This is a genomic window from Rhodococcus sp. NPDC127527, from assembly GCF_042672245.1.
Taxonomy (GTDB): Bacteria; Actinomycetota; Actinomycetes; order Mycobacteriales; family Mycobacteriaceae; genus Rhodococcus_G.
In genome coordinates this window covers 182234-200555 of the sequence record NZ_JBHXVP010000007.1, presented here as the reverse complement: position 1 = coordinate 200555, position 18322 = coordinate 182234, and the positions used below count along the sequence as shown (strand labels likewise).

The following is an 18322-nucleotide window of genomic DNA, read 5'->3' as shown; positions in this document are numbered from 1 at the left end:
GTCGCCGCGGTCGGACCCACCTCGGGTCCGACCGCGGGCGGACGGGTCAGCGAGCGGGCTTCGGGCAGGACGGGTGCGCCCCGGCGGCGACGAGATCCTTGACGGCCGTGCGCGGATCGCCGCTGGTGACCAGTCCCTCACCGACGAGCACCGCGTCGGCGCCCGCACCGGCGTAGGCGAGCAGATCTGCGGTCCCCCGGACGCCCGACTCGGCGATCTTCACGACGTTGGTCGGCAGTCCCGGCGCGATCCGGCCGAAGGTGTCGCGGTCCACCTCGAGGGTCTTGAGGTTGCGGGCGTTGATGCCGATCACGCTGGCGCCGGCCTCGAGGGCGCGGTTCGCCTCCTCCTCGGTGTGCACCTCCACGAGCGCGGTCATGCCCAGCGACTCGGTGCGGTCGAGCAGCGAGCTCAGGGTGTTCTGCTCGAGGGCCGCGACGATCAGCAGGATCACGTCGGCGCCGTGGGCGCGGGCCTCGTGAATCTGGTAGGGGCCGACGATGAAGTCCTTGCGCAGCACCGGGATTCGGACCGCGGCACGCACCGCATCGAGGTCGGCCAACGAACCGCGGAAGCGGCGCTCCTCGGTGAGGACGCTGATCACGCGCGCCCCACCCTGCTCGTAGGCGAGGGCGAGTTCCGCCGGGTCTGCAATGGTGGAGAGCTCACCCTTGGAAGGGCTCGCACGCTTGACCTCGGCGATCACGCCGATGCCCGGGGACCGCAACGCCGCGGCGGCGTCGAGGGCCGCGGGAGCGGCGGCGGCCGCGGCCTTGACGGCGGCGAAGTCGAGCACGGATTCGCGGGCGGCGACGTCGGCGCGGACCCCGTCGAGAATCGAATCGAGAACAGTCATCGCGTCCCGAGTCCTTTCTGGGCTGGCGGCCGATGTGAGGAACCTCATCGGATTCGTAAAGCGTAGAGGGCGCCCCGCTCTTGACTAACGGCGGGTGTCTGTGTCACCGGAGTCGTCGCGGTTTGCCTGGTCCGGCGACTGCTCCTCGGTGGGGTCCTCCCCCGCGTCGAGCGCATCCCAGAGCTCTCGTTGGCTCTGCGGTTCCCCGGAGCCGGCGCCACGCCGCTTGCTCGCCTCCTCGCGGCGCGCGGCGGGCGCCGCGTACTTCGACGACAACCCGGCGCTGACCGAAGCCTTCCGGACCAGCGCCACGGCAGCCGCCAGCGCCAACACCGCACCGAGCAGGGCCAGTACCGCGGGCGGGGCGTGCGTCGCGGTGCCGGTCACCTCGGCGCGGGCGGGCAACTCGGCGAGCCGTCCGGCCTTGTCGCTGTCGACACCCTTGACGAGAAGCGTCACCGCGGGAATCGCCGCGGCGACCGCCACCGCCGCGACCAGCACACCCACCACCCGCAGCGCCCAACCCCGCACGGCGAACGAGGCCGCGATCGCCGCGAGCAACGTCAGGGCGAGCGGGGTCGTCGCCGCGGCCCAGGTACCGCCGATGAGCGCGGTGCTGCGTGCTTCGCCGAGTCCGTCGAAGGAGTCCACCCGCACCCACGTCATCCGGGAGGACGCCCACAGGCACAGTGCGGCGGCCGCGAGCAGCAGGGCGGGCAGTGCGGCGGCACGCCCGGACCGCCGCGCGGGCGGGGCCTCGTCGGCGGTGGGCACCTGGTCACTCATCGGCACCGCCCAGGGTCCTGAGCGTGCCCGCCGCGGCGATCGCGCTGAGCACCGCCATGGCCTTGTTGCGCGCCTCGGTGTCCTCGTACACCGGGTCCGAGTCCGCGACGATCCCGGCGCCGGCCTGCACGTAGGCGGTGCCGTCCTTGACCAGTGCGGAGCGGATGGCGATGGCGGTGTCGGCGTCACCCGCGAAGTCGAGGTACCCGACGATGCCGCCGTAGATGCCGCGCCGGGTCGGTTCGAGCTCGTCGATCAGTTCCATCGCCCGCACCTTCGGCGCGCCGGACAGGGTGCCGGCGGGGAAGCACGCGGTGACCGCGTCGAGCGCGTGCTTGCCCGCCGCGAGCCGCCCGGTGACCGTGGAGACCAGGTGCATGACGTGGCTGTAGCGCTCGACGTGCCGGTAGTCGTGCACCTTGACGGTGCCCGGCTCGCAGACCCGACCGAGGTCGTTGCGTCCGAGGTCCACCAGCATCAGGTGCTCGGAGTTCTCCTTCTCGTCCGCGATCAGGTCCTTCTCGAGCAGCAGGTCGTCCTCCTCGGTGGCCCCGCGCCAGCGGGTGCCGGCGATCGGGTGGGTGGTGGCGACCCCCTCCTTGACGGTGACCAGCGACTCGGGGCTCGACCCGACGATGGTGAACGCGATGCCGCCGTGGCCGTCCGGGACGTTGACCAGGTACATGTACGGGCTCGGATTGGACGCGCGCAGCATCCGGTAGACGTCGAACGGGTGCGCGTCGGTGTCCATCTCGAACCGCTGCGAGAGCACCACCTGGAACGCCTCACCGGCCTCGATCTCGCCGATCAGCGTGCGGACGTCGGCGCCGAACGACTCGGTGGTGCGCTGGCGCCGGTACTCGGGTGCCGGCCGGCCGAAGGTGGACACCGTGGACGGCGACGACGCGCTCAGGGCCGCGGTCATGGCGTCGAGTCGGGCGACGGCGTCGTCGTAGGCCTCGTCGACGTGCTCGTCGGTGCCGTTCCAGTTGACCGCGTTCGCGATCAGGGTGATCGCGCCCTCGTGGTGGTCGACGGCGGCGAGGTCGGTGGCCAGCAGCATCACCATCTCGGGGACCTGCAGGTCGTCGACGGCGTTGTTGGGCAGCCGTTCGAGCCTGCGCACGATGTCGTAGCCCATGAACCCGACCATGCCGCCGGTCAGCGGCGGCAGGTCGGGCAGACGCTCGCTGCGCAGCAGTTCCAGGGTCTGCCCGAGCGCCAGGATCGGGTCCCCGCCCGAGGGCGCGCCCGCGGGGACGTTGCCCTGCCAGCCGGCCTCGCCGCCGACGACGGTGAGCGCGGCCGGACTGCCGGCGCCGATGAACGACCATCGCGACCAGGACCGGCCGTTCTCGGCCGACTCGAGCAGGAAGGTTCCGGGCCGGTCGGCCGCCAGCTTCCGGTACGCCGAGAGCGGAGTCTCGGAGTCCGCCAACACCTTTCGGGTGACCGGGACGACTCGGTGGTCGGCCGCCAGGGAGCGGAACTGCTCCCTGGTGGTGGTGGACTCGCTCGCGTCGACGACGGCGGTTGCGGAGGGGACGGAGGTTGGCTCGCCGGGCATGGCACCCATCATCCCAGGAGCGGAGCCTGCGGAGCGACCGGGTCGCAGGAGCGGAGCCTGCGGAGCGACCGGGTGGCACGAGCGGAGCACACTCGTGGCGGCATGGCAGCCGGTAGCCTCGTCGCAATGGAAACCGGTCAGCTCGCTCCCGACTTCGCACTCCCCGATCAGGACGGCACGGTCCGGACCCTGAGCGAACTCGTCGCCGACGGTCCGCTGGTGCTGTTCTTCTATCCGGCGGCGTTCACTCCGGTATGCACTGCCGAGGCCTGCCACTTCCGCGACCTGGCCTCGGAGTTCGCGGCGGTGGGCGCCTCGCGGGCGGGTATCTCCACCGACAATGTGGACAAGCAGGCCTCGTTCGCGACCGCGAAGTCCTTCGACTACCCGCTGCTGTCCGACGAGTCCGGCGCGGTCGCCGAGCAGTTCGGCGTGCGACGCGGCCTGCTGTCGAAGCTGTCGCCGGTCAAGCGCACCACCTTCGTCATCGGCACCGACCGGACCGTGCTGAAGGTGATCGCCAGCGAGCTGCGCGCGAACACGCACGCCGACCAGGCGCTCGAGTTCCTGCGCGCACACTGACGTCCTAGACGACCTGGAGTGAGCGCTTCGCCAGGCCCATCCAGAATCCGTCGATCACCTGCTGGGGCACCTGCCCGGGTTCGCTGGACGCGCCGAGGGTGACGAACAGCGGCGCGAAGTGCTCGATCGTCGGGTGCGCGTAGGGCATGCCGGGCGCCTTGGCCCGGAAGTCGATCAGCGCGTCGACGTCGGCAGCGGCGATCCGTTCGGCGGCCCAGGCGTCGAATTCGGCGGACCAGCCCGGTGCGGCGGCGTTCGGCGTCCAGTCCCGAAGGAACGGCAGGCCGTGCGTGGTGAACCCGGATCCGACGATGAGCACGCCCTGTTCACGCAGCGGCCGCAGTCGTTCGCCGAGGTGCAGCAACCGCTGCGGGTCGAGGGTCGGCATGGAGATCTGCAGAACGGGGATGTCGGCGTTCGGGTACATGACGGTCAGCGGTACGTACGCGCCGTGGTCGAGTCCGCGGTCGGGCTGGTAGACGACGGGCTCGTTGTCGGGCATGAGCGCGGCGACCTGTCGCGCCAGCTCCGGCGCTCCGGGCGAGCGGTAGGTCACCCGGTAGTACTTGCGGTCGAATCCGCCGAAGTCGTAGACCAGCGGGGTGCCGGTGGTCACGGACCCGATGGTCAGCGGCGCCGATTCCCAGTGCGCGGAGACGACCAGGATCGCCGTCGGCCGGGGCAGATCGGCGGACCACCCGGTGAGCTGGGAGACCCACAGCTCGTCGTCGACGAGCGGCGGCGCACCGTGGCTGAGGTACAGCGCCGGCATGGCTAGGTCCGTCATTTCGACTCCTTTAGATTGAAGCTTCAACTACAATAGGAGCAAACAGCGGCGGACGGCAAGTATTCCCGGGTGACGTGACAGCATGACTCGGTGGTGCACACGACACGGGGGTTCAGATGACGGAGAGTTCGGACCATTCGGCGGATCCGACGACTCGGTGGCTCAGCGACGAACAGCAGCGCGCCTGGCGCGAACTCGTCGCCCTGACGACCCGCCTGCCCGCCGCCCTCGACACCCAACTCCAGCGCGACTCCGGCCTGACGCACTTCGAGTACTTCGTGCTCGCGGTCCTGTCCGAGGCGCCGCAGCGACAACTGCAGCTCAGCGTCCTCGCCGGTCAGGCGAACGCGTCGCTGTCGCGACTGTCGCACGTGGTGACGAAGCTGGAGAAGGCCGGCTGGGTCCGGCGCAAGAGCATCGTCGGCGCCCGCGGATCGCTCGCGGTCCTCACCGCCGCCGGGTACGCAAAGGTCGTCGCCGCCGCGCCGGGGCACGTGCACGCCGTCCAGACACTCGTGTTCGACGGACTCGACGACACCCAGGTCGCCGACCTGACCAGGCTCGGGCAGGCGATGGTCACCCAGCTCGACCGCGGCATCGCGAAGGGAACCGGCAAGGCCTGACCGGCGGCCGTCAGCCCAACGGCACGCCGCCGACGCCCCAGTTCTCGCGCGGGACGTCGGTGAGCGTGACCCACACCTGGGCCGGGTTCTTCCCCGTCGCCTCCGCGTACGCCTTGGTGACGGCCTCGATGGTGGCTCGCTTCTGCTCGGTGGTGAGCCCCGGCGTCTGGCTGATCTGAATGAGCGGCATGGAAGACACTGTGCCACCAGACGATTGACGCTGGGACGTCGACCGGGGAGGCGCTGGGCGTGCCGGCCGCCGGGCGAGAGGGGCGGCAGCGGGGAATTCGCTGGTCAGACCTGCGCGATCGACGAGCGCCCTTCGACTTCGAGACCGCGGCGGATACAATCGAGGTTCCGCGCTGGCGTTGGGGGCTCGGATGGAAGCTGAACCGGATGGCCGATCAAGCGAAGCTCCTTGACTACCTGAAGCGGGTCACCGCGGAGCTCTACCAGGCTCGGGAGAAACTTCGCGAGGCCGAGGCGGTGAGCAGAGAGCCGATCGCCGTCATCGGGATCGGCTGCAGGTTCCCCGGCGGGGTGCGATCGCCTCAGGACCTGTGGCGCCTGGTGGAATCCGGTTCGGACACCGTCTCCGGTTTCCCCGAGGACCGGGGCTGGGGCCTGGCGGACCTCTACGACCCGACGGCCGAGCAGTCCGGCAAGACGTACACGGTGCAGGGCAGCTTCCTCGACGACCCGGCGGGGTTCGACCCCGAGGTCTTCGGCATCTCGCCGCGCGAGGCGCTGGCGATGGACCCCCAGCAGCGACTTCTCCTCGAGACGAGCTGGGAGACGCTCGAACATGCCGGCATCGATCCGCGGTCGGTGCACGGCCGCCGGGTCGGCGTCTTCACCGGGCTGTCCGGCATCGACTACGCGGCGCGAGCGGGTGGCATGCCACCCGAAGACCTCGAGGGGTACTTCATCACCGGCAACGCCATGAGCGTCGCGTCCGGCCGCGTGGCCTACAGCTTCGGCCTGAACGGACCCGCGATCACGGTGGACACCGCGTGTTCGTCGTCCCTGGTCTCCATCCACCTCGCCATGCAGGCACTGCGCGGCGGCGAGTGCGAACTCGCGCTGGCGGGCGGGGCGACCGTGATGGCGACCCCCGCTGTGTTCGTGGAGTTCAGCCGCCAGCGCGGGCTGGCCCGGGACGGTAGGTGCAAGGCATTCTCCGCCGCTGCGGACGGCACGGCGTGGGGCGAGGGCGCGGGGATGGTCGCGTTGGAACGCCTGTCCGACGCGGCGCGCAACGGTCGCCGCATACTGGCCGTCATCCGCGGCAGCGCGGTCAACCAGGACGGCGCCAGCAACGGCCTGACCGCCCCGAACAGGCAGGCTCAGGAGCGGGTGATCGCGCAGGCGCTGGCCAGTGCGGGACTCGGCCCGGGCGACGTCGACGTGGTCGAGGCGCACGGCACCGGGACGAAACTGGGCGATCCGATCGAGGCGTCCGCCCTGCTGGCCGCGTACGGCCGCGACCGCCCCGCCGACCGGCCGCTGTGGCTCGGCTCGGTGAAGTCGAACCTCGGGCACACCCAGGCGGCCGCAGGCGTCGCCGGCGTGATCAAGATGATCATGGCGATGCGGCACGGCGTCCTGCCGAGGACACTGCACGTCGACCGGCCGACACCGCACGTCGACTGGTCCGCCGGTTCGGTGTCGTTGCTCACCGAGAACCGGGAGTGGCCGGGGTCCGATCGGCCCCGGCGGGCGGCGGTCTCGTCGTTCGGCATCAGCGGCACCAATGCACACGTCGTCCTGGAGGAGTCCCAACCGGTCGAGCCGCGGGCGGGTGAATCAGCCTCTCCCCCGGACGAAGTCGTGGCCTGGTTCGTGTCGGGCCACACCGAGCTCGCGCTCCGCGCCCAGGCCGAACGGTTGCGCGACTACGTCACCGAGCACGCCGACCTGACACCCGCCGAGGTGGCAGGTGCACTGCTGGGTTCGCGTGCCACGTTCGACCACCGCGCCGCCGTGCTCGGCACCCGCCCTCAGAGCCTGTCGAGCGGCCTCGACGCGCTCGCCAGAGGTGCGCCCAGCGCCGACGTCGTGACCGGCGTGGCATTGGAAGCCGGCGACCGGCCGGTGTTCGTCTTCCCCGGCCAGGGTTCGCAGTGGGTGGGCATGGCCACCGAGCTACTGGACACGTCGCCGGTGTTCGCCGACACCGTCCGGGAGTGCGCCGACGCACTGGCTCCGTACACCGACTTCTCGCTGCTGGACGTGCTGCGCGACCGCGATCCCGCGGCCCTGGACCGGGTCGACGTGGTGCAACCGGCGTTGTTCGCGACGATGGTGGGTCTCGCGGAACTGTGGCGCGCGCACGGCGTCGAACCGGCGGCCGTCGTCGGACATTCCCAGGGCGAGATCGCGGCTGCCTGCGTCGCGGGCGCGCTGAGCCTTTCGGACGCGGCACTCGTCGTGGCCGCGCGCAGCAGGGTGATCGGCGAGTCGGCCCGGCGGGGCGGGGGGATGGCCTCGGTGGCACTGCCGCCGGACCTCGTGCAGGAGAAGATTCAACCCTGGGCCGGCGCCGTCGAGGTCGCGGCGATCAACGGGCCGTCCGCGACGGTGATCTCCGGCCCCGTCGACGCACTCGACATCCTGGTCGGGCAACTTCAGGGCGACGGCGTCCAGGCCAGGCGGATCGCGGTGGAGTACGCGTCGCATTGCGCGGACGTCTCCGTCCTGCGTGAACCCATTCTCGACGTCCTCTCCTCGATCACCCCCCGCCGGTCCCGAATTCCGTTCTACTCGTCGGTCACCGGTGGCGTGCTGGACGGCAGCGCACTGGACGCGGACTACTGGTACCGGAACCTGCGGCGGACGGTCCGGTTCGAGCAGGCGACGAGATCGCTGGCCGCCGACGGGTATCGACTGTTCGTCGAGTCGTGCAGCCACCCCGTCCTCACCGTGCCGCTGCAGGACACTCTCGACGCGGCAGGCGTCGCCGGCCGAGCCGTCGGCACCATCCGACGCGGCCGCGCAGGCCTACGCCAGTTCACCGCCGCACTCGCCGAGGCCTGGGTGTACGGACAGCACGTCGAGTGGGATCGGGTGCGCTGGGCCCGACACGACGAACGGCGGCAGTGGGTGGACCTACCCACATACGCCTTCCAACATCGCCGGTACTGGCTGGAAACTCCGGTGTCACAGGGAGATCTCGCGTCGACGGGCATGGAAACGGGTGGACACCCGATGCTCGCCGCGGCGGTCGAGCTCGGCGACGGCCGGGGCACGGTGTTCACGGGACTGGTGTCCCCGCAACGCCTTCCGTGGCTGAGCGACCACGGCGTCGACGGCACCGTCATCCTGCCCGGCACGGCTTTCGTGGAGCTCGCCCTGCACGCGGGGAACCGCGTGGGGTGCGGCCGGCTCGAGGAACTCGCCATCGAGACACCCCTGGTGATTCCCGCCGACGGCGAGGTGGCGTTGCAGGTCAGCGTGCTCGCCGGCGGTGAGGCGGGTCCCCCCACGGTGTCCGTGCACTCCCGGCCCGCGGATGCCCCGCAGGACACCTCGTGGACCCGGCACGCCACCGGCACGCTCACGGCGGCCGTGGACGCCGCCGGCTCCCCCGGATCGCAGTGGCCACCCGCCGATGCCACGCCGATCGACGTCCGAGGTCTCTACGACGTGCTCGACGAGGCCGGCTACGAGTACGGCCCGGCCTTCCGGGGTCTGCGGGCGGCGTGGCGGCGCGGCGACGACCTGTACGGAGAGGTGCGGCTGAGCGGAGAGGACCCGGCCGCGACGGTCGCCGGATACGGGATCCACCCGGCGGTGCTCGACGCGGCGTTGCACGTGATTGCGCTGCACCATCTGGATGACGGCGCCGCCGACACCGGTGCACGCGACATCCGGCTGCCGTTCGCCTGGGACACGGTTCAACTGCACGCCGTGGGCGCCACGGCCCTGCGCGTGCACGTCACCGCGACCGGGCCCGACCGATACCGGGTCACCGCGTACGACACGGCAGGACGACCGGTGTTGACCGCCCGGTCGCTGACGCTGCGGCCGCTCGGGAACGCGGACGTGCCTGCCACCGGAGTCCGCGACAGCCTCTACCGCGTGGAGTGGATGCCGGTGGGTGCGTCCGAGACGGCGCCGGCAGACCTGATGCCGCTCGCGGAGGCGCTTGCCGGCGGTGATCCGGAAGGTCGCGTGCTGTGGTTCGACTGCGACCTGGGCGACGAACCGGACGTGCCGGTCCGCGCGCACGCCGCCGCGGACGCGACGTTGCGGGCGATCCAGTCGTGGCTCCGCGAGGATCGCCTGGCCGAGACCCGCTTGCTGTTCACGACGAGGCTCGCGGTGGCGGTCCGCGACGACGAACCGGTCGACGACGTGTCGGCCGCGGCCGCGTGGGGACTGGTCGGCGCGGTGCAGAACGAGCACCCGGACCGCATCACGCTGGTGGACCTGGACGTACCCGCCGACGATCCTTCGTTGATCTCCATGGCCTTGGCCTGCAACGAATCTCGGCTGGCTATCCGGGACGGTGTACTGCTGGTGCCCATGCTCGCCGCCGTGACGCCCGCTGCGGCGGCGCCGGAACCGGGACCCGCGGTGTTCGGCGCGGACGGCACCGTCCTGATCACCGGCGGCAAGGGAACCATCGGCAGACTGATCGCCCGCCACCTCGTCGAGCGGCACGGGGTGCGCCGACTGGTGCTGACCGGCCGGCGCGCGCTCGATCCCGAGGGTGCGGCCGAACTGCGCGCCGAGTTCGCCGAGTCGGGGGCGGAGGTCGGCGTCGTCGCCTGCGACGTCGCGGACCGCACCGAGGTGGCTGCTCTCCTCGCCGGCATTCCCGACCTGTCCGGTGTGATCCACGCCGCCGGGGTGCTCGAGGACGCCACCGCCGCCACCTTGACCGAGCACCAGTTGCACGCGGTCCTTCGCCCCAAGGTGGACGGCGCCTGGCATCTGCACGAACTCACCCGGGACCGCGACTTGTCGGCGTTCGTGCTGTTCTCCTCCGCTGCGGGTGTGCTCGGCGGCGCAGGTCAGGCGAACTACGCGGCGGCGAATGTCTTCCTCGACGCCCTCGCGCAGCACCGCCGCGCCCGCGGGCTGCCCGCGACGTCCATGGCCTGGGGCCTGTGGGACCGACCCAGTGGAATGACCTCCCATCTGAATACTGCCGATCTCGACCGGTTGCAGCGCGACGGCATCGACACCATCAGCCCGGAGTCGGGTCTGGCCCTGTTCGACGCCGCCCTGGCCGTGAACCGCCCGTTGATCGTGCCGATCCGGCTCTCGAAGCGCGCCCCGCGATCCGAGGGTGAATCGCTGCCGCCGATCCTGCGGCGGGTGCTCGGCGTCCGTCGCCGCGCCACTGCCGCCGATTCCCCGGCCGGCCTGGCCGAGGAATTGCGGGCGCTGGACCCCGGCGAGCGGCACCGTCGAGTGCTCGACATCGTCACCACCCACGTGGCGGCGGTGCTGGGTCACGAAGGCAAGGAGGCGATCGACCCGGAACGCGCCTTCAAACAACTCGGTTTCGACTCGCTGACCGCCGTGCAACTGCGCAATCAGCTGGCGACCGCTACCGGTGTGCGCCTGGCCGCGACGGTGGTGTTCGACCATCCCACCGCGGACGCGCTTGCTCAGGAGCTGGTGGCGCGCCTGCTCGGGGACGATGCTGCTCCGCAGCCGACCGGTCCGACACGTACCCGCACGGACGATCCGATCGTGATCGTCGGAATGGCGTGCAGGTACCCGGGCAACGTGTCCTCTCCGGAGGACCTGTGGCGACTCGTCCGCGACGGCCGCAACGCCGTCGGCGCGTACCCCCACAACCGGGGCTGGAATCTCGACGAGGTGTACGACCCCGACCCGAACCGGGCCGGCACCACGTACATGAAGGAGGGCGGATTCCTCTACGACGCCGACGAATTCGACGCCGCGTTCTTCGGCATCAGCCCGCGCGAGGCGATCGCGATGGACCCCCAGCACCGACTGCTCCTCGAGAGCGCCTGGGAAGCCTTGGAGCAGGCGGGAATCCGGCCGACCGCTCCCGGACTCACCGACACCGGCGTGTACGTCGGGCTGATGGGCGGCGACTACGGCTTCCACCTGATGACTCAGCGGAATGTCGACGCCGAGGGCTATCTGATGACCGGGACCAGCAACAGCGTGGCGTCCGGCCGGATCTCCTACTCCCTCGGCTTCACCGGTCCCGCGGTCACCGTCGACACGGCTTGCTCGTCGTCGCTGGTGGCCATGCATCTCGCGGCGCGGGCGCTCCGCGACGGGGAATGCGCGCTGGCGCTGGCCGGCGGTGCGACGGTGATGGCCACCCCCGGTGTGCTGATCGAGTTCAGCCGCCAGCGCGGCCTCGCCTCGGACGGATGCTGCAAGCCGTTCTCCGACCGGGCCGACGGCACCGGGCTCAGCGAGGGCGCGGGAATGGTGGTGCTGGAGCGGCTCAGCGACGCCCGGCGCAACGGCCACCGGGTGCTGGCGATCATCCGCGGGTCGGCGGTCAACCAGGACGGGGCCTCCAACGGATTGACCGCACCGAACGGGCCGTCACAGGAACGGGTCATCCGCCAGGCGCTGGCCGACGCCGCGCTCGGCCCCACGGACATCGACGCCGTGGAGGCCCACGGCACCGGCACGACGCTCGGCGACCCGATCGAGGCGCAGGCGCTGCTGGCCGCGTACGGGCAGGGCCGGGAGGGCCGGCCGCTCTGGCTCGGCTCCGTCAAGTCGAACATCGGCCACGCCCAGGCGGCGGCGGGCGTCGCCGGCGTGATCAAGATGGTGATGGCGATGCGCCACGGCGTACTGCCCCCGAGCCTGCACGGCGACGTCCCCACCCGGCACGTCGACTGGACCGCGGGCGAGGTCTCGCTGCTCGCCGAGTCGGTCGCCTGGCCGGAGACCGGACGACCCCGGCGGGCGGCGGTCTCGTCGTTCGGTATCAGCGGCACCAACTCGCACATGATCCTCGAACAGCCCCCCGAGGACGCGGTGCCGGAGGTCCCGCCGCCGACGGTCTCACCGCTGGTCTGGGTGATCTCCGGAAAGACCGGGGATGCACTGCGGGCGCAGGCCACCCGGTTGGCGGAGTTTCTCGACACGAACGAGTCCGAACTCCCGGATCCGGCCGACCTCGCCTACTCCCTGGCCACCACCCGATCCGGTTTCGCCCACCGCACCGCGGTGATCGGAGAAACACTGGCGGACCTGCGCGACGGCCTCGCCCGCATCGCCACGGGGCGTCCCGGCGGCAACGTCGTCGCCGGGACCAGCGCCCGTGGCAAGACGGCGTTCATGTTCACCGGCCAGGGTGCGCAACGTCTCGGGATGGGCCGCGGACTCTACGAGACGTACCCGGTGTTCGCGAGGGCACTGGACGAGGTCTGCTCCGCACTCGACGAGCACGTGGAAACCCCGGTACGGCAGGTCCTCTGGGACGAGACCGGCAGTAGCGGCGCGAAGCTCGACAGCACCGAGTACACCCAGCCGGCACTGTTCGCCATCGAGGTCGCGCTGTACCGGCTACTGCGGGACTGGGGCATCACCCCCGACTACCTGATCGGCCATTCGATCGGTGAGATCACCGCCGCACACGTCGCCGGGGTGTTCAGCCTGCCCGATGCCGCCGCACTGGTGGGTGAGCGTGGACGGTTGATGCAGTCGACCGAACCGGGTCTGATGATCGCCGTACGGGCCCGTGAGGCGGACATCCTGCCGCGGATCGACGGCCGCGTCGATCTCGCGGCCGTCAACGGCGCCGAAGCCGTCGTCCTCTCGGGCGGCGAACGCAACGTTCCCGCCGTCGCCGCCGAACTGTCCGCCGCCGGACTGAAGACCACGAGCCTGCGGGTCGAGCGGGCCTTCCATTCGACCCTGATGGACCCCGTCCTCGACCAGTTCGCCGCCGTGGTGTCGAGGCTGACGGCGCAGCCACCGAAGATTCCGGTCGTCTCCAACGTCACCGGGCGCGTTGCCACGTCCGCGGAAATCATGTCCCCGGAGTACTGGACCCGTCATCTCCGGCACGCGGTGCGCTTCCACGACGGCGTCCGCGCCCTCGACGAACTCGGCGTCACCCACATGGTCGAAGTCGGTCCCGGCGCGGCACTGGCGGCGCTCGCCGCCGAGGTCGTCCCGAACACGATCGCCACGCTGCCCGGACGCGGAGACGAAACACGCGGGATCGTCGAGGCGGTCGCTGCCGCCCATGTGCAGGGTGTCGCGATCGACTGGGATCGGGTGCTGCCCGGTCGCCGCCGGGTTGCCTTGCCCACCTATGCGTTCCAGCGCCGCACCTACTGGCCGACGGCGGCCACCCGACATACCGGCGATCCGACCGAGCTGGGTCTGACGCCGGCCGATCATCCGCTGCTGGGTGCCGCGGTGACGCTCGACGACGGCGCGACCCTGTTCACCGGGCAGCTGTCACTGCGCCGCGATCCCTGGCTCGTCGGGCCGCCTGCCGACGACGAGCCGTCGACCGGCGACGCGAAGACGCTGTCGCCAGCCGTGCTCGTCGAGCTCGCCCTGCACGCCGCCCACCACGCCGGTCTCGACCACATCGCCGAACTCACCCTGCACCACCCACTGGTCCTCTCGTCGTCGGAACCGACATCGATTCGGGTGCTCGTCACGCCCGCCGACACCGACGACGGTCGCACCGTCGTCATCTCGTCGAGCCCGGGCGGGTCCGACGGCTCCGATGCCTGGGTCCGGAACGCTTCGGCGACGATCGACGACGTGGTCGGCTCCGCCGCCGTTGTGCTGCACCAGGTCCCGGGCGATGCCGAGGACGCGGTGCGCCTCGACGACGGCACGGACACCAGCGGCTTCGGCATCCATCCGGAGCTGTTGCGGGCGGCGCTCGAGCCCGTCCTCGAGTGGGACGGCTGGCCCCTGACCTGGTCCGGGATCCGTCTGCACGCCGTCGGCGCGGAGGCGGTGACGGCCCGGTTCGTTCCCGGCGAGGACGGCCGGTACCGCGTTGCCCTCGTCGACCCCGCGGGTGAGCCGGTACTGACCGTCGATGCGCTGCGGGTGGTGCCCAGGGCGGTCGACGGGGCAGGCGGCAGGGCGGCCCCGCCGCTGCACCGGCTGGCCTGGATTCCGGTCGAGGGCCCCTCGACGGGGCCGACACCGGAAGCGACGGTCGTCCTCGGCTCCGAGTGGCCGGCCGATTGTTCGACCTTCCCCGGTCATCCCGACCTGGCGGCGCTGCGAGCCGCGATGGAGTCCGTGCCCGACGACGGCGACCGGGTCCCGTGGACGGTGCTCGCCGGATGCGGCACCGGCGACGAGCACGGTCCGGACGCGACCCACGAACTGTGCGCTCGGGTACTGCGACTGCTGCAGGACTGGTTGGACGACGACATCGTCGCCGACAGCCGGCTGGTGATCGTGACCCGCAACGCGATGGTCACCGACGACGGCCAGGACCGGCACGCGGCCGCCGACCTCGCGGCAGCGGCCGTGTGGGGCCTCGTCGGTTCCGCGCAGAACGAGAACCCGGACCGGTTCGTGCTGGTCGACCTCGACGACGCGTCGGACGCCGACGCGGTGCTCACGTCGGCGGTGGCGAGCGGGGAGCCGCAATTGGCGGCCAGGAACGGCACCCTGCTGGCCCCTCGGCTGCGGCGGATCCGTGCCGCCGGGCCCGAGGGTTCGCCCTTCGATCCCGGCGGCACGGTTCTCGTCACCGGCGGCACCGGCACCGTCGGGTCGTTGGTGGCTCGTCATCTGGTGTCGAAGCACGGGGCACGGCACATGTTGCTGACCAGCAGGCGCGGACCCGACGCCGAGGGATGCGACCGACTGCGCCGCGAACTGAGCGGCATGGGAGCCGAGGTGAGCGTCGTCGCCTGCGACACCTCGGACGAGCCGGCCCTCGCCGCACTGTTGGCCGGGATACCGCAGGAGCACCCGCTGACCGCGGTGATCCACGCGGCCGGCGTGATCGACGACGGCACGCTGGCGTCGCTCACCCCCGACCGACTCGACGCGGTGCTGCGGCCGAAGGTCGACGCGGCCTGGCACCTGCACCGGCTGACCGCGTCATGCGACGGACGGGCCTTCGTCCTGTTCTCGTCGCTCGCCGGCATCCTCGGCGCACCCGGGCAGGCGAACTACGCGGCCGCGAACATGTATCTCGACGCCCTCGCCCATCACCGCCACGCCCTGGGACGGCCCGCGCTCTCCATCGCGTGGGGCATGTGGGCGCCGCCGAGCGCCATGACCGACAACCTCGGTGCGATCGATCGCGCACGGGCGCGCCGCAGCGGAATGGTCCCGATGCCCGCAGCCGACGGCCTGGCCCTCTTGGACAGCGCGTTGACTGCCGGTGTACCGACCGTGGCGGCCGCTCGCTTCGCCCACTCCGGCGTGTCCGCGCCGTACGTTCCCGCCTCGTTGCGGGGCCTGGTCCGGGAATCGCGCCCGCGCGCCGCGAGGCCCGACTCGGTCGGGACCGGATCGGACGGGTCCGGGCCGTCGGAATGGGCGCAGCGCCTTGCCGACCGGTCGATTCCGGAACAGCGGCACCTGATGCTCGATCTGGTGCGGGGCGGAGCCGCCGCAGTACTCGGCTACGACGCTTCGGACTCGGTCGACCCCGACCAGGCGTTCAAGGAACTCGGCTTCGACTCGCTGGCAGCCGTTGCGCTCCGTAACCATCTCGGTGCCGCCACCGGGCTGCGGTTGCCGCCGACGATGGTGTTCGATCACCCGAGCCCGCGTGCCGTCGCCGAGTTCCTGCGCGCGGAACTCGTGCCCGACCCGATGTCGGTTGCCTGTGCCGACGTCGACCGGCTACGCGCGACCGTCGCCGAGCTCGGCGACGATCTCGAGGCGCGGTCGGCGATCGCGCGGCGGTTGGAGAGCCTGTTGGCCGACGTCGGTGCCGCCGGCGGTGCGCATGCCGACGCGGTCGACAAGATCCACGCCGCGACCAGCGAGGAGATCCTGGACCTGATCGATCGCGGTCTGTGATCCGAAGAAAGGTGGGTGGCGGGAGTCGGGTCAGGGGCGAGCGAGCAGGATGTCGGAGTCGAAGCAGGTGTGTGTGCCGGTGTGGCAGGCAGCGCCCTCCTGGTCGACGATGAGCAGCACCGAGTCGCCGTCGCAGTCGAGGCGGACCTCGTGCACGTACTGGGTGTGCCCGGAGGTCTCCCCCTTGACCCAGTACTGCTGACGCGAACGCGAAAAGTACGTCCCCTTACGGGTTTCCAGCGTGCGGGCGAGTGCTTCGTCATCCATCCACGCGACCATCAGCACGTCGCCGGTGGACCGTTCCTGGGCGACTGCGCTGAACAGGCCGGCCTCGTTGCGCTTGAGCCGGGCCGAGATTGCGGGATCAAGACTCATGTGACCGTTATACCGTGGCGCGTTCGGGGTCGACGCTCAGGGAGCACGTGGCAGGCAGTCCGTTACCTGTTGACGTGCACGCTCACCGGAGAATACTCGGATACCGAAGTTCCCGGTTCCGAAGCATCTCCATCACGCATCTCCGTCTCCGGGAGGGGCCATGACGATCAGCTCCGTGAACATCCCCACCACGCTCGGACGACTGTCCGTCGGCCGCGTGGGAACCGGCCCGCCCGCGGTCCTGTGGCACAGCCTGTTCGTCGACTCGCAGTCGTGGCACGCGGTCGTCGACTCGCTGGCGGCACAGCGCACGCTGATCCTCGTCGACGGGCCGTGCCACGGCGGCAGCGGCGCCGCACCCGCCCGGTTCGACCTCGACGCGTGTGCCGACGCGGCGGCCGGTGTCCTCGACGACCTCGGAATCGCCGACCCGGTCGACTGGGTCGGAAACGCCTGGGGCGGCCACGTCGGCCTGAGATTCGCCGCGCTCCATCCGGCCCGCTGCCGTTCACTGGCAGCCATCGGCACGCCGGTCCACGCGCTGACCCCGACGGAGAGGTGGGCGCGCGTCGTACCGCTGGTCACCCTCTACCGGCTGGCCGGACCCGTGCCACCGGTCACCCGTGCGTTGGCCAAGGCCCTGCTCGGCGCCGAGTGCCCCGCCGAGCATCCCGACTCGTCGGCGAGCGTGATGGACGCGTTCCGCCGAGCGGACCGCACCGCAATGCTGCAGGCGATGCACTCGGTCATGCTCGATCGCCCCGACCTGACCGACACCCTGCCCGGGATCGGGGTTCCGACGGTGATGCTCGCCGCCACCGGCGACTCCATGTGGTCGCCTGCCCAAGCCGAGGCGGCCGCCGCCGTCATGCCCTCCGCGCGCAGCCTGCCGGTGCGCGGCGGCGGACACATCGCCCCGCTGCTCGTCGATCCGGAGTCCGTGGTCGCGTCCGTGACAGCGCTCTGGCGCGACCCGCGGGCCTACGTCAGCGGACGGTGATCCCTTCCGCGCGCATTGCGTCCTTGACCTGGGGGATCGTCAGGTCGCCGAAGTGGAAGACGCTCGCCGCGAGCACCGCGTCCGCACCGGCCTGGACGGCGGGAGCGAAGTCCCCGACCGCGCCGGCGCCGCCGCTGGCGATCACCGGCACGTGCACGGTCGCGCGCACGGCCCGGATCATCGGCAGGTCGAACCCGGCCTTGGTGCCGTCGGCGTCCATCGAGTTGAGCAGGATCTCCCCCACCCCGAGCTCGGCGCCGCGCTGCGCCCACTCGATCGCGTCGATGCCGGTGCCACGGCGACCACCGTGGGTGGTGACCTCCCAGCCGGACGGGGTCGGCGCCTCGCCCTCGGGCACCGTGCGCGCGTCCACCGACAGGACGATGCACTGCGAGCCGAACCGCTCGCTGAGCTCCCGCAACAACTCGGGGCGGGCGATCGCCGCGGTGTTGACGCTGACCTTGTCGGCGCCGGCGCGCAGCAGCCGGTCCACGTCCTGCTCGGTGCGGACCCCGCCCCCGACCGTCAGCGGGATGAACACCTGCTCGGCGGTGCGGGTGACCACGTCGAGCATGGTGCCGCGTTCGGAGGTGGACGCCGTGACGTCGAGGAAGGTCAGTTCGTCGGCGCCCTGCGCGTCGTAGACCGCCGCCAGTTCCACGGGATCGCCTGCGTCACGAAGATTCTCGAAGTTGACGCCCTTCACGACGCGCCCCGCGTCCACGTCCAGGCACGGGATGACCCGAACTGCCAACGTCATGTC

Annotated in this window: 11 protein-coding genes; 4 read left to right on the top strand and 7 right to left on the bottom strand. The window is 71.4% G+C overall.

Going from position 1 to position 18322, the window contains the following annotated elements; translation table 11 throughout:
* Nucleotides 1-46: 46 nt before the first annotated feature.
* The 3 genes from trpC to ACFVH2_RS14410 all read right to left on the bottom strand — a co-directional run bounded on the left by trpC (nucleotide 47) and on the right by ACFVH2_RS14410 (nucleotide 3209).
* Nucleotides 47-856 (bottom strand): indole-3-glycerol phosphate synthase TrpC, encoded by an 810-nt coding sequence (gene trpC, locus ACFVH2_RS14420; protein ID WP_378424872.1) that lies wholly within the window; start codon nucleotides 854-856, stop codon nucleotides 47-49.
* A gap of 84 nt (nucleotides 857-940) precedes the next feature.
* Complete coding sequence (locus ACFVH2_RS14415) at nucleotides 941-1642, bottom strand: TIGR02234 family membrane protein (RefSeq protein ID WP_378424874.1); 702 nt, start codon at nucleotides 1640-1642, stop codon at nucleotides 941-943.
* Entirely contained in the window at nucleotides 1635-3209 is a 1575-nt protein-coding gene (locus ACFVH2_RS14410; protein WP_378424876.1) for an anthranilate synthase component I, read from the bottom strand. The genes ACFVH2_RS14415 and ACFVH2_RS14410 overlap by 8 nt, the downstream gene beginning before the upstream one ends.
* A 126-nt stretch (nucleotides 3210-3335) precedes the next feature.
* On the opposite strand from ACFVH2_RS14410, the gene ACFVH2_RS14405 reads away from it, so the two are divergent.
* The gene (locus tag ACFVH2_RS14405) at nucleotides 3336-3791 is read left to right on the top strand and encodes a peroxiredoxin (RefSeq protein WP_378424878.1); all 456 of its coding nucleotides are present in this window, start codon (nucleotides 3336-3338) and stop codon (nucleotides 3789-3791) included.
* 4 nt (nucleotides 3792-3795) lie between these two features.
* Here ACFVH2_RS14405 and ACFVH2_RS14400 read toward each other — a convergent pair whose 3' ends face one another.
* A complete protein-coding gene (locus ACFVH2_RS14400; protein ID WP_378424880.1) occupies nucleotides 3796-4578 on the bottom strand; it encodes a dioxygenase in 783 nt (260 codons plus the stop codon).
* A gap of 116 nt (nucleotides 4579-4694) precedes the next feature.
* Here ACFVH2_RS14400 and ACFVH2_RS14395 point away from each other — a divergent pair, with 116 nt between their 5' ends.
* Nucleotides 4695-5201, top strand: coding sequence for a MarR family winged helix-turn-helix transcriptional regulator (locus ACFVH2_RS14395; protein ID WP_378424882.1), 507 nt, complete (start codon nucleotides 4695-4697; stop codon nucleotides 5199-5201).
* A gap of 10 nt (nucleotides 5202-5211) precedes the next feature.
* On the opposite strand, the gene ACFVH2_RS14390 is transcribed toward ACFVH2_RS14395, so the two are convergent.
* On the bottom strand, nucleotides 5212-5391 hold the full coding sequence (locus ACFVH2_RS14390) for a 4-oxalocrotonate tautomerase family protein (protein WP_378424884.1): 180 nt from the start codon (nucleotides 5389-5391) through the stop codon (nucleotides 5212-5214).
* Between the two features lie 206 nt (nucleotides 5392-5597).
* On the opposite strand from ACFVH2_RS14390, the gene ACFVH2_RS14385 reads away from it, so the two are divergent.
* On the top strand, nucleotides 5598-16184 hold the full coding sequence (locus ACFVH2_RS14385) for an SDR family NAD(P)-dependent oxidoreductase (RefSeq protein WP_378424886.1): 10587 nt from the start codon (nucleotides 5598-5600) through the stop codon (nucleotides 16182-16184).
* A gap of 30 nt (nucleotides 16185-16214) precedes the next feature.
* On the opposite strand, the gene hisI is transcribed toward ACFVH2_RS14385, so the two are convergent.
* Entirely contained in the window at nucleotides 16215-16559 is a 345-nt protein-coding gene (gene hisI / locus ACFVH2_RS14380; RefSeq protein WP_378424888.1) for a phosphoribosyl-AMP cyclohydrolase, read from the bottom strand.
* A 160-nt stretch (nucleotides 16560-16719) separates the two neighbouring features.
* Between hisI and ACFVH2_RS14375 the strand changes: the two genes are divergently transcribed.
* On the top strand, nucleotides 16720-17559 hold the full coding sequence (locus tag ACFVH2_RS14375) for an alpha/beta fold hydrolase (RefSeq protein ID WP_378424890.1): 840 nt from the start codon (nucleotides 16720-16722) through the stop codon (nucleotides 17557-17559).
* Here ACFVH2_RS14375 and hisF read toward each other — a convergent pair.
* On the bottom strand, nucleotides 17546-18319 hold the full coding sequence (gene hisF, locus ACFVH2_RS14370) for an imidazole glycerol phosphate synthase subunit HisF (protein WP_378424892.1): 774 nt from the start codon (nucleotides 18317-18319) through the stop codon (nucleotides 17546-17548). The genes ACFVH2_RS14375 and hisF overlap by 14 nt on opposite strands.
* Nucleotides 18320-18322: the final 3 nt, after the last annotated feature.

Excerpts from the sequence above, each read along its gene's own strand:
- trpC (WP_378424872.1), bottom strand. The coding sequence starts at position 856 with ATGACTGTTCTCGATTCGATTCTCGACGGGGTCCGCGCCGACGTCGCC.
- ACFVH2_RS14415 (WP_378424874.1), bottom strand. The coding sequence starts at position 1,642 with ATGAGTGACCAGGTGCCCACCGCCGACGAGGCCCCGCCCGCGCGGCGG.
- ACFVH2_RS14410 (WP_378424876.1), bottom strand. The coding sequence starts at position 3,209 with ATGCCCGGCGAGCCAACCTCCGTCCCCTCCGCAACCGCCGTCGTCGAC.
- ACFVH2_RS14405 (WP_378424878.1), top strand. The coding sequence starts at position 3,336 with ATGGAAACCGGTCAGCTCGCTCCCGACTTCGCACTCCCCGATCAGGAC.
- ACFVH2_RS14400 (WP_378424880.1), bottom strand. The coding sequence starts at position 4,578 with ATGACGGACCTAGCCATGCCGGCGCTGTACCTCAGCCACGGTGCGCCG.
- ACFVH2_RS14395 (WP_378424882.1), top strand. The coding sequence starts at position 4,695 with ATGACGGAGAGTTCGGACCATTCGGCGGATCCGACGACTCGGTGGCTC.
- ACFVH2_RS14390 (WP_378424884.1), bottom strand. The coding sequence starts at position 5,391 with ATGCCGCTCATTCAGATCAGCCAGACGCCGGGGCTCACCACCGAGCAG.
- ACFVH2_RS14385 (WP_378424886.1), top strand. The coding sequence starts at position 5,598 with ATGGCCGATCAAGCGAAGCTCCTTGACTACCTGAAGCGGGTCACCGCG.
- hisI (WP_378424888.1), bottom strand. The coding sequence starts at position 16,559 with ATGAGTCTTGATCCCGCAATCTCGGCCCGGCTCAAGCGCAACGAGGCC.
- ACFVH2_RS14375 (WP_378424890.1), top strand. The coding sequence starts at position 16,720 with ATGACGATCAGCTCCGTGAACATCCCCACCACGCTCGGACGACTGTCC.
- hisF (WP_378424892.1), bottom strand. The coding sequence starts at position 18,319 with ATGACGTTGGCAGTTCGGGTCATCCCGTGCCTGGACGTGGACGCGGGG.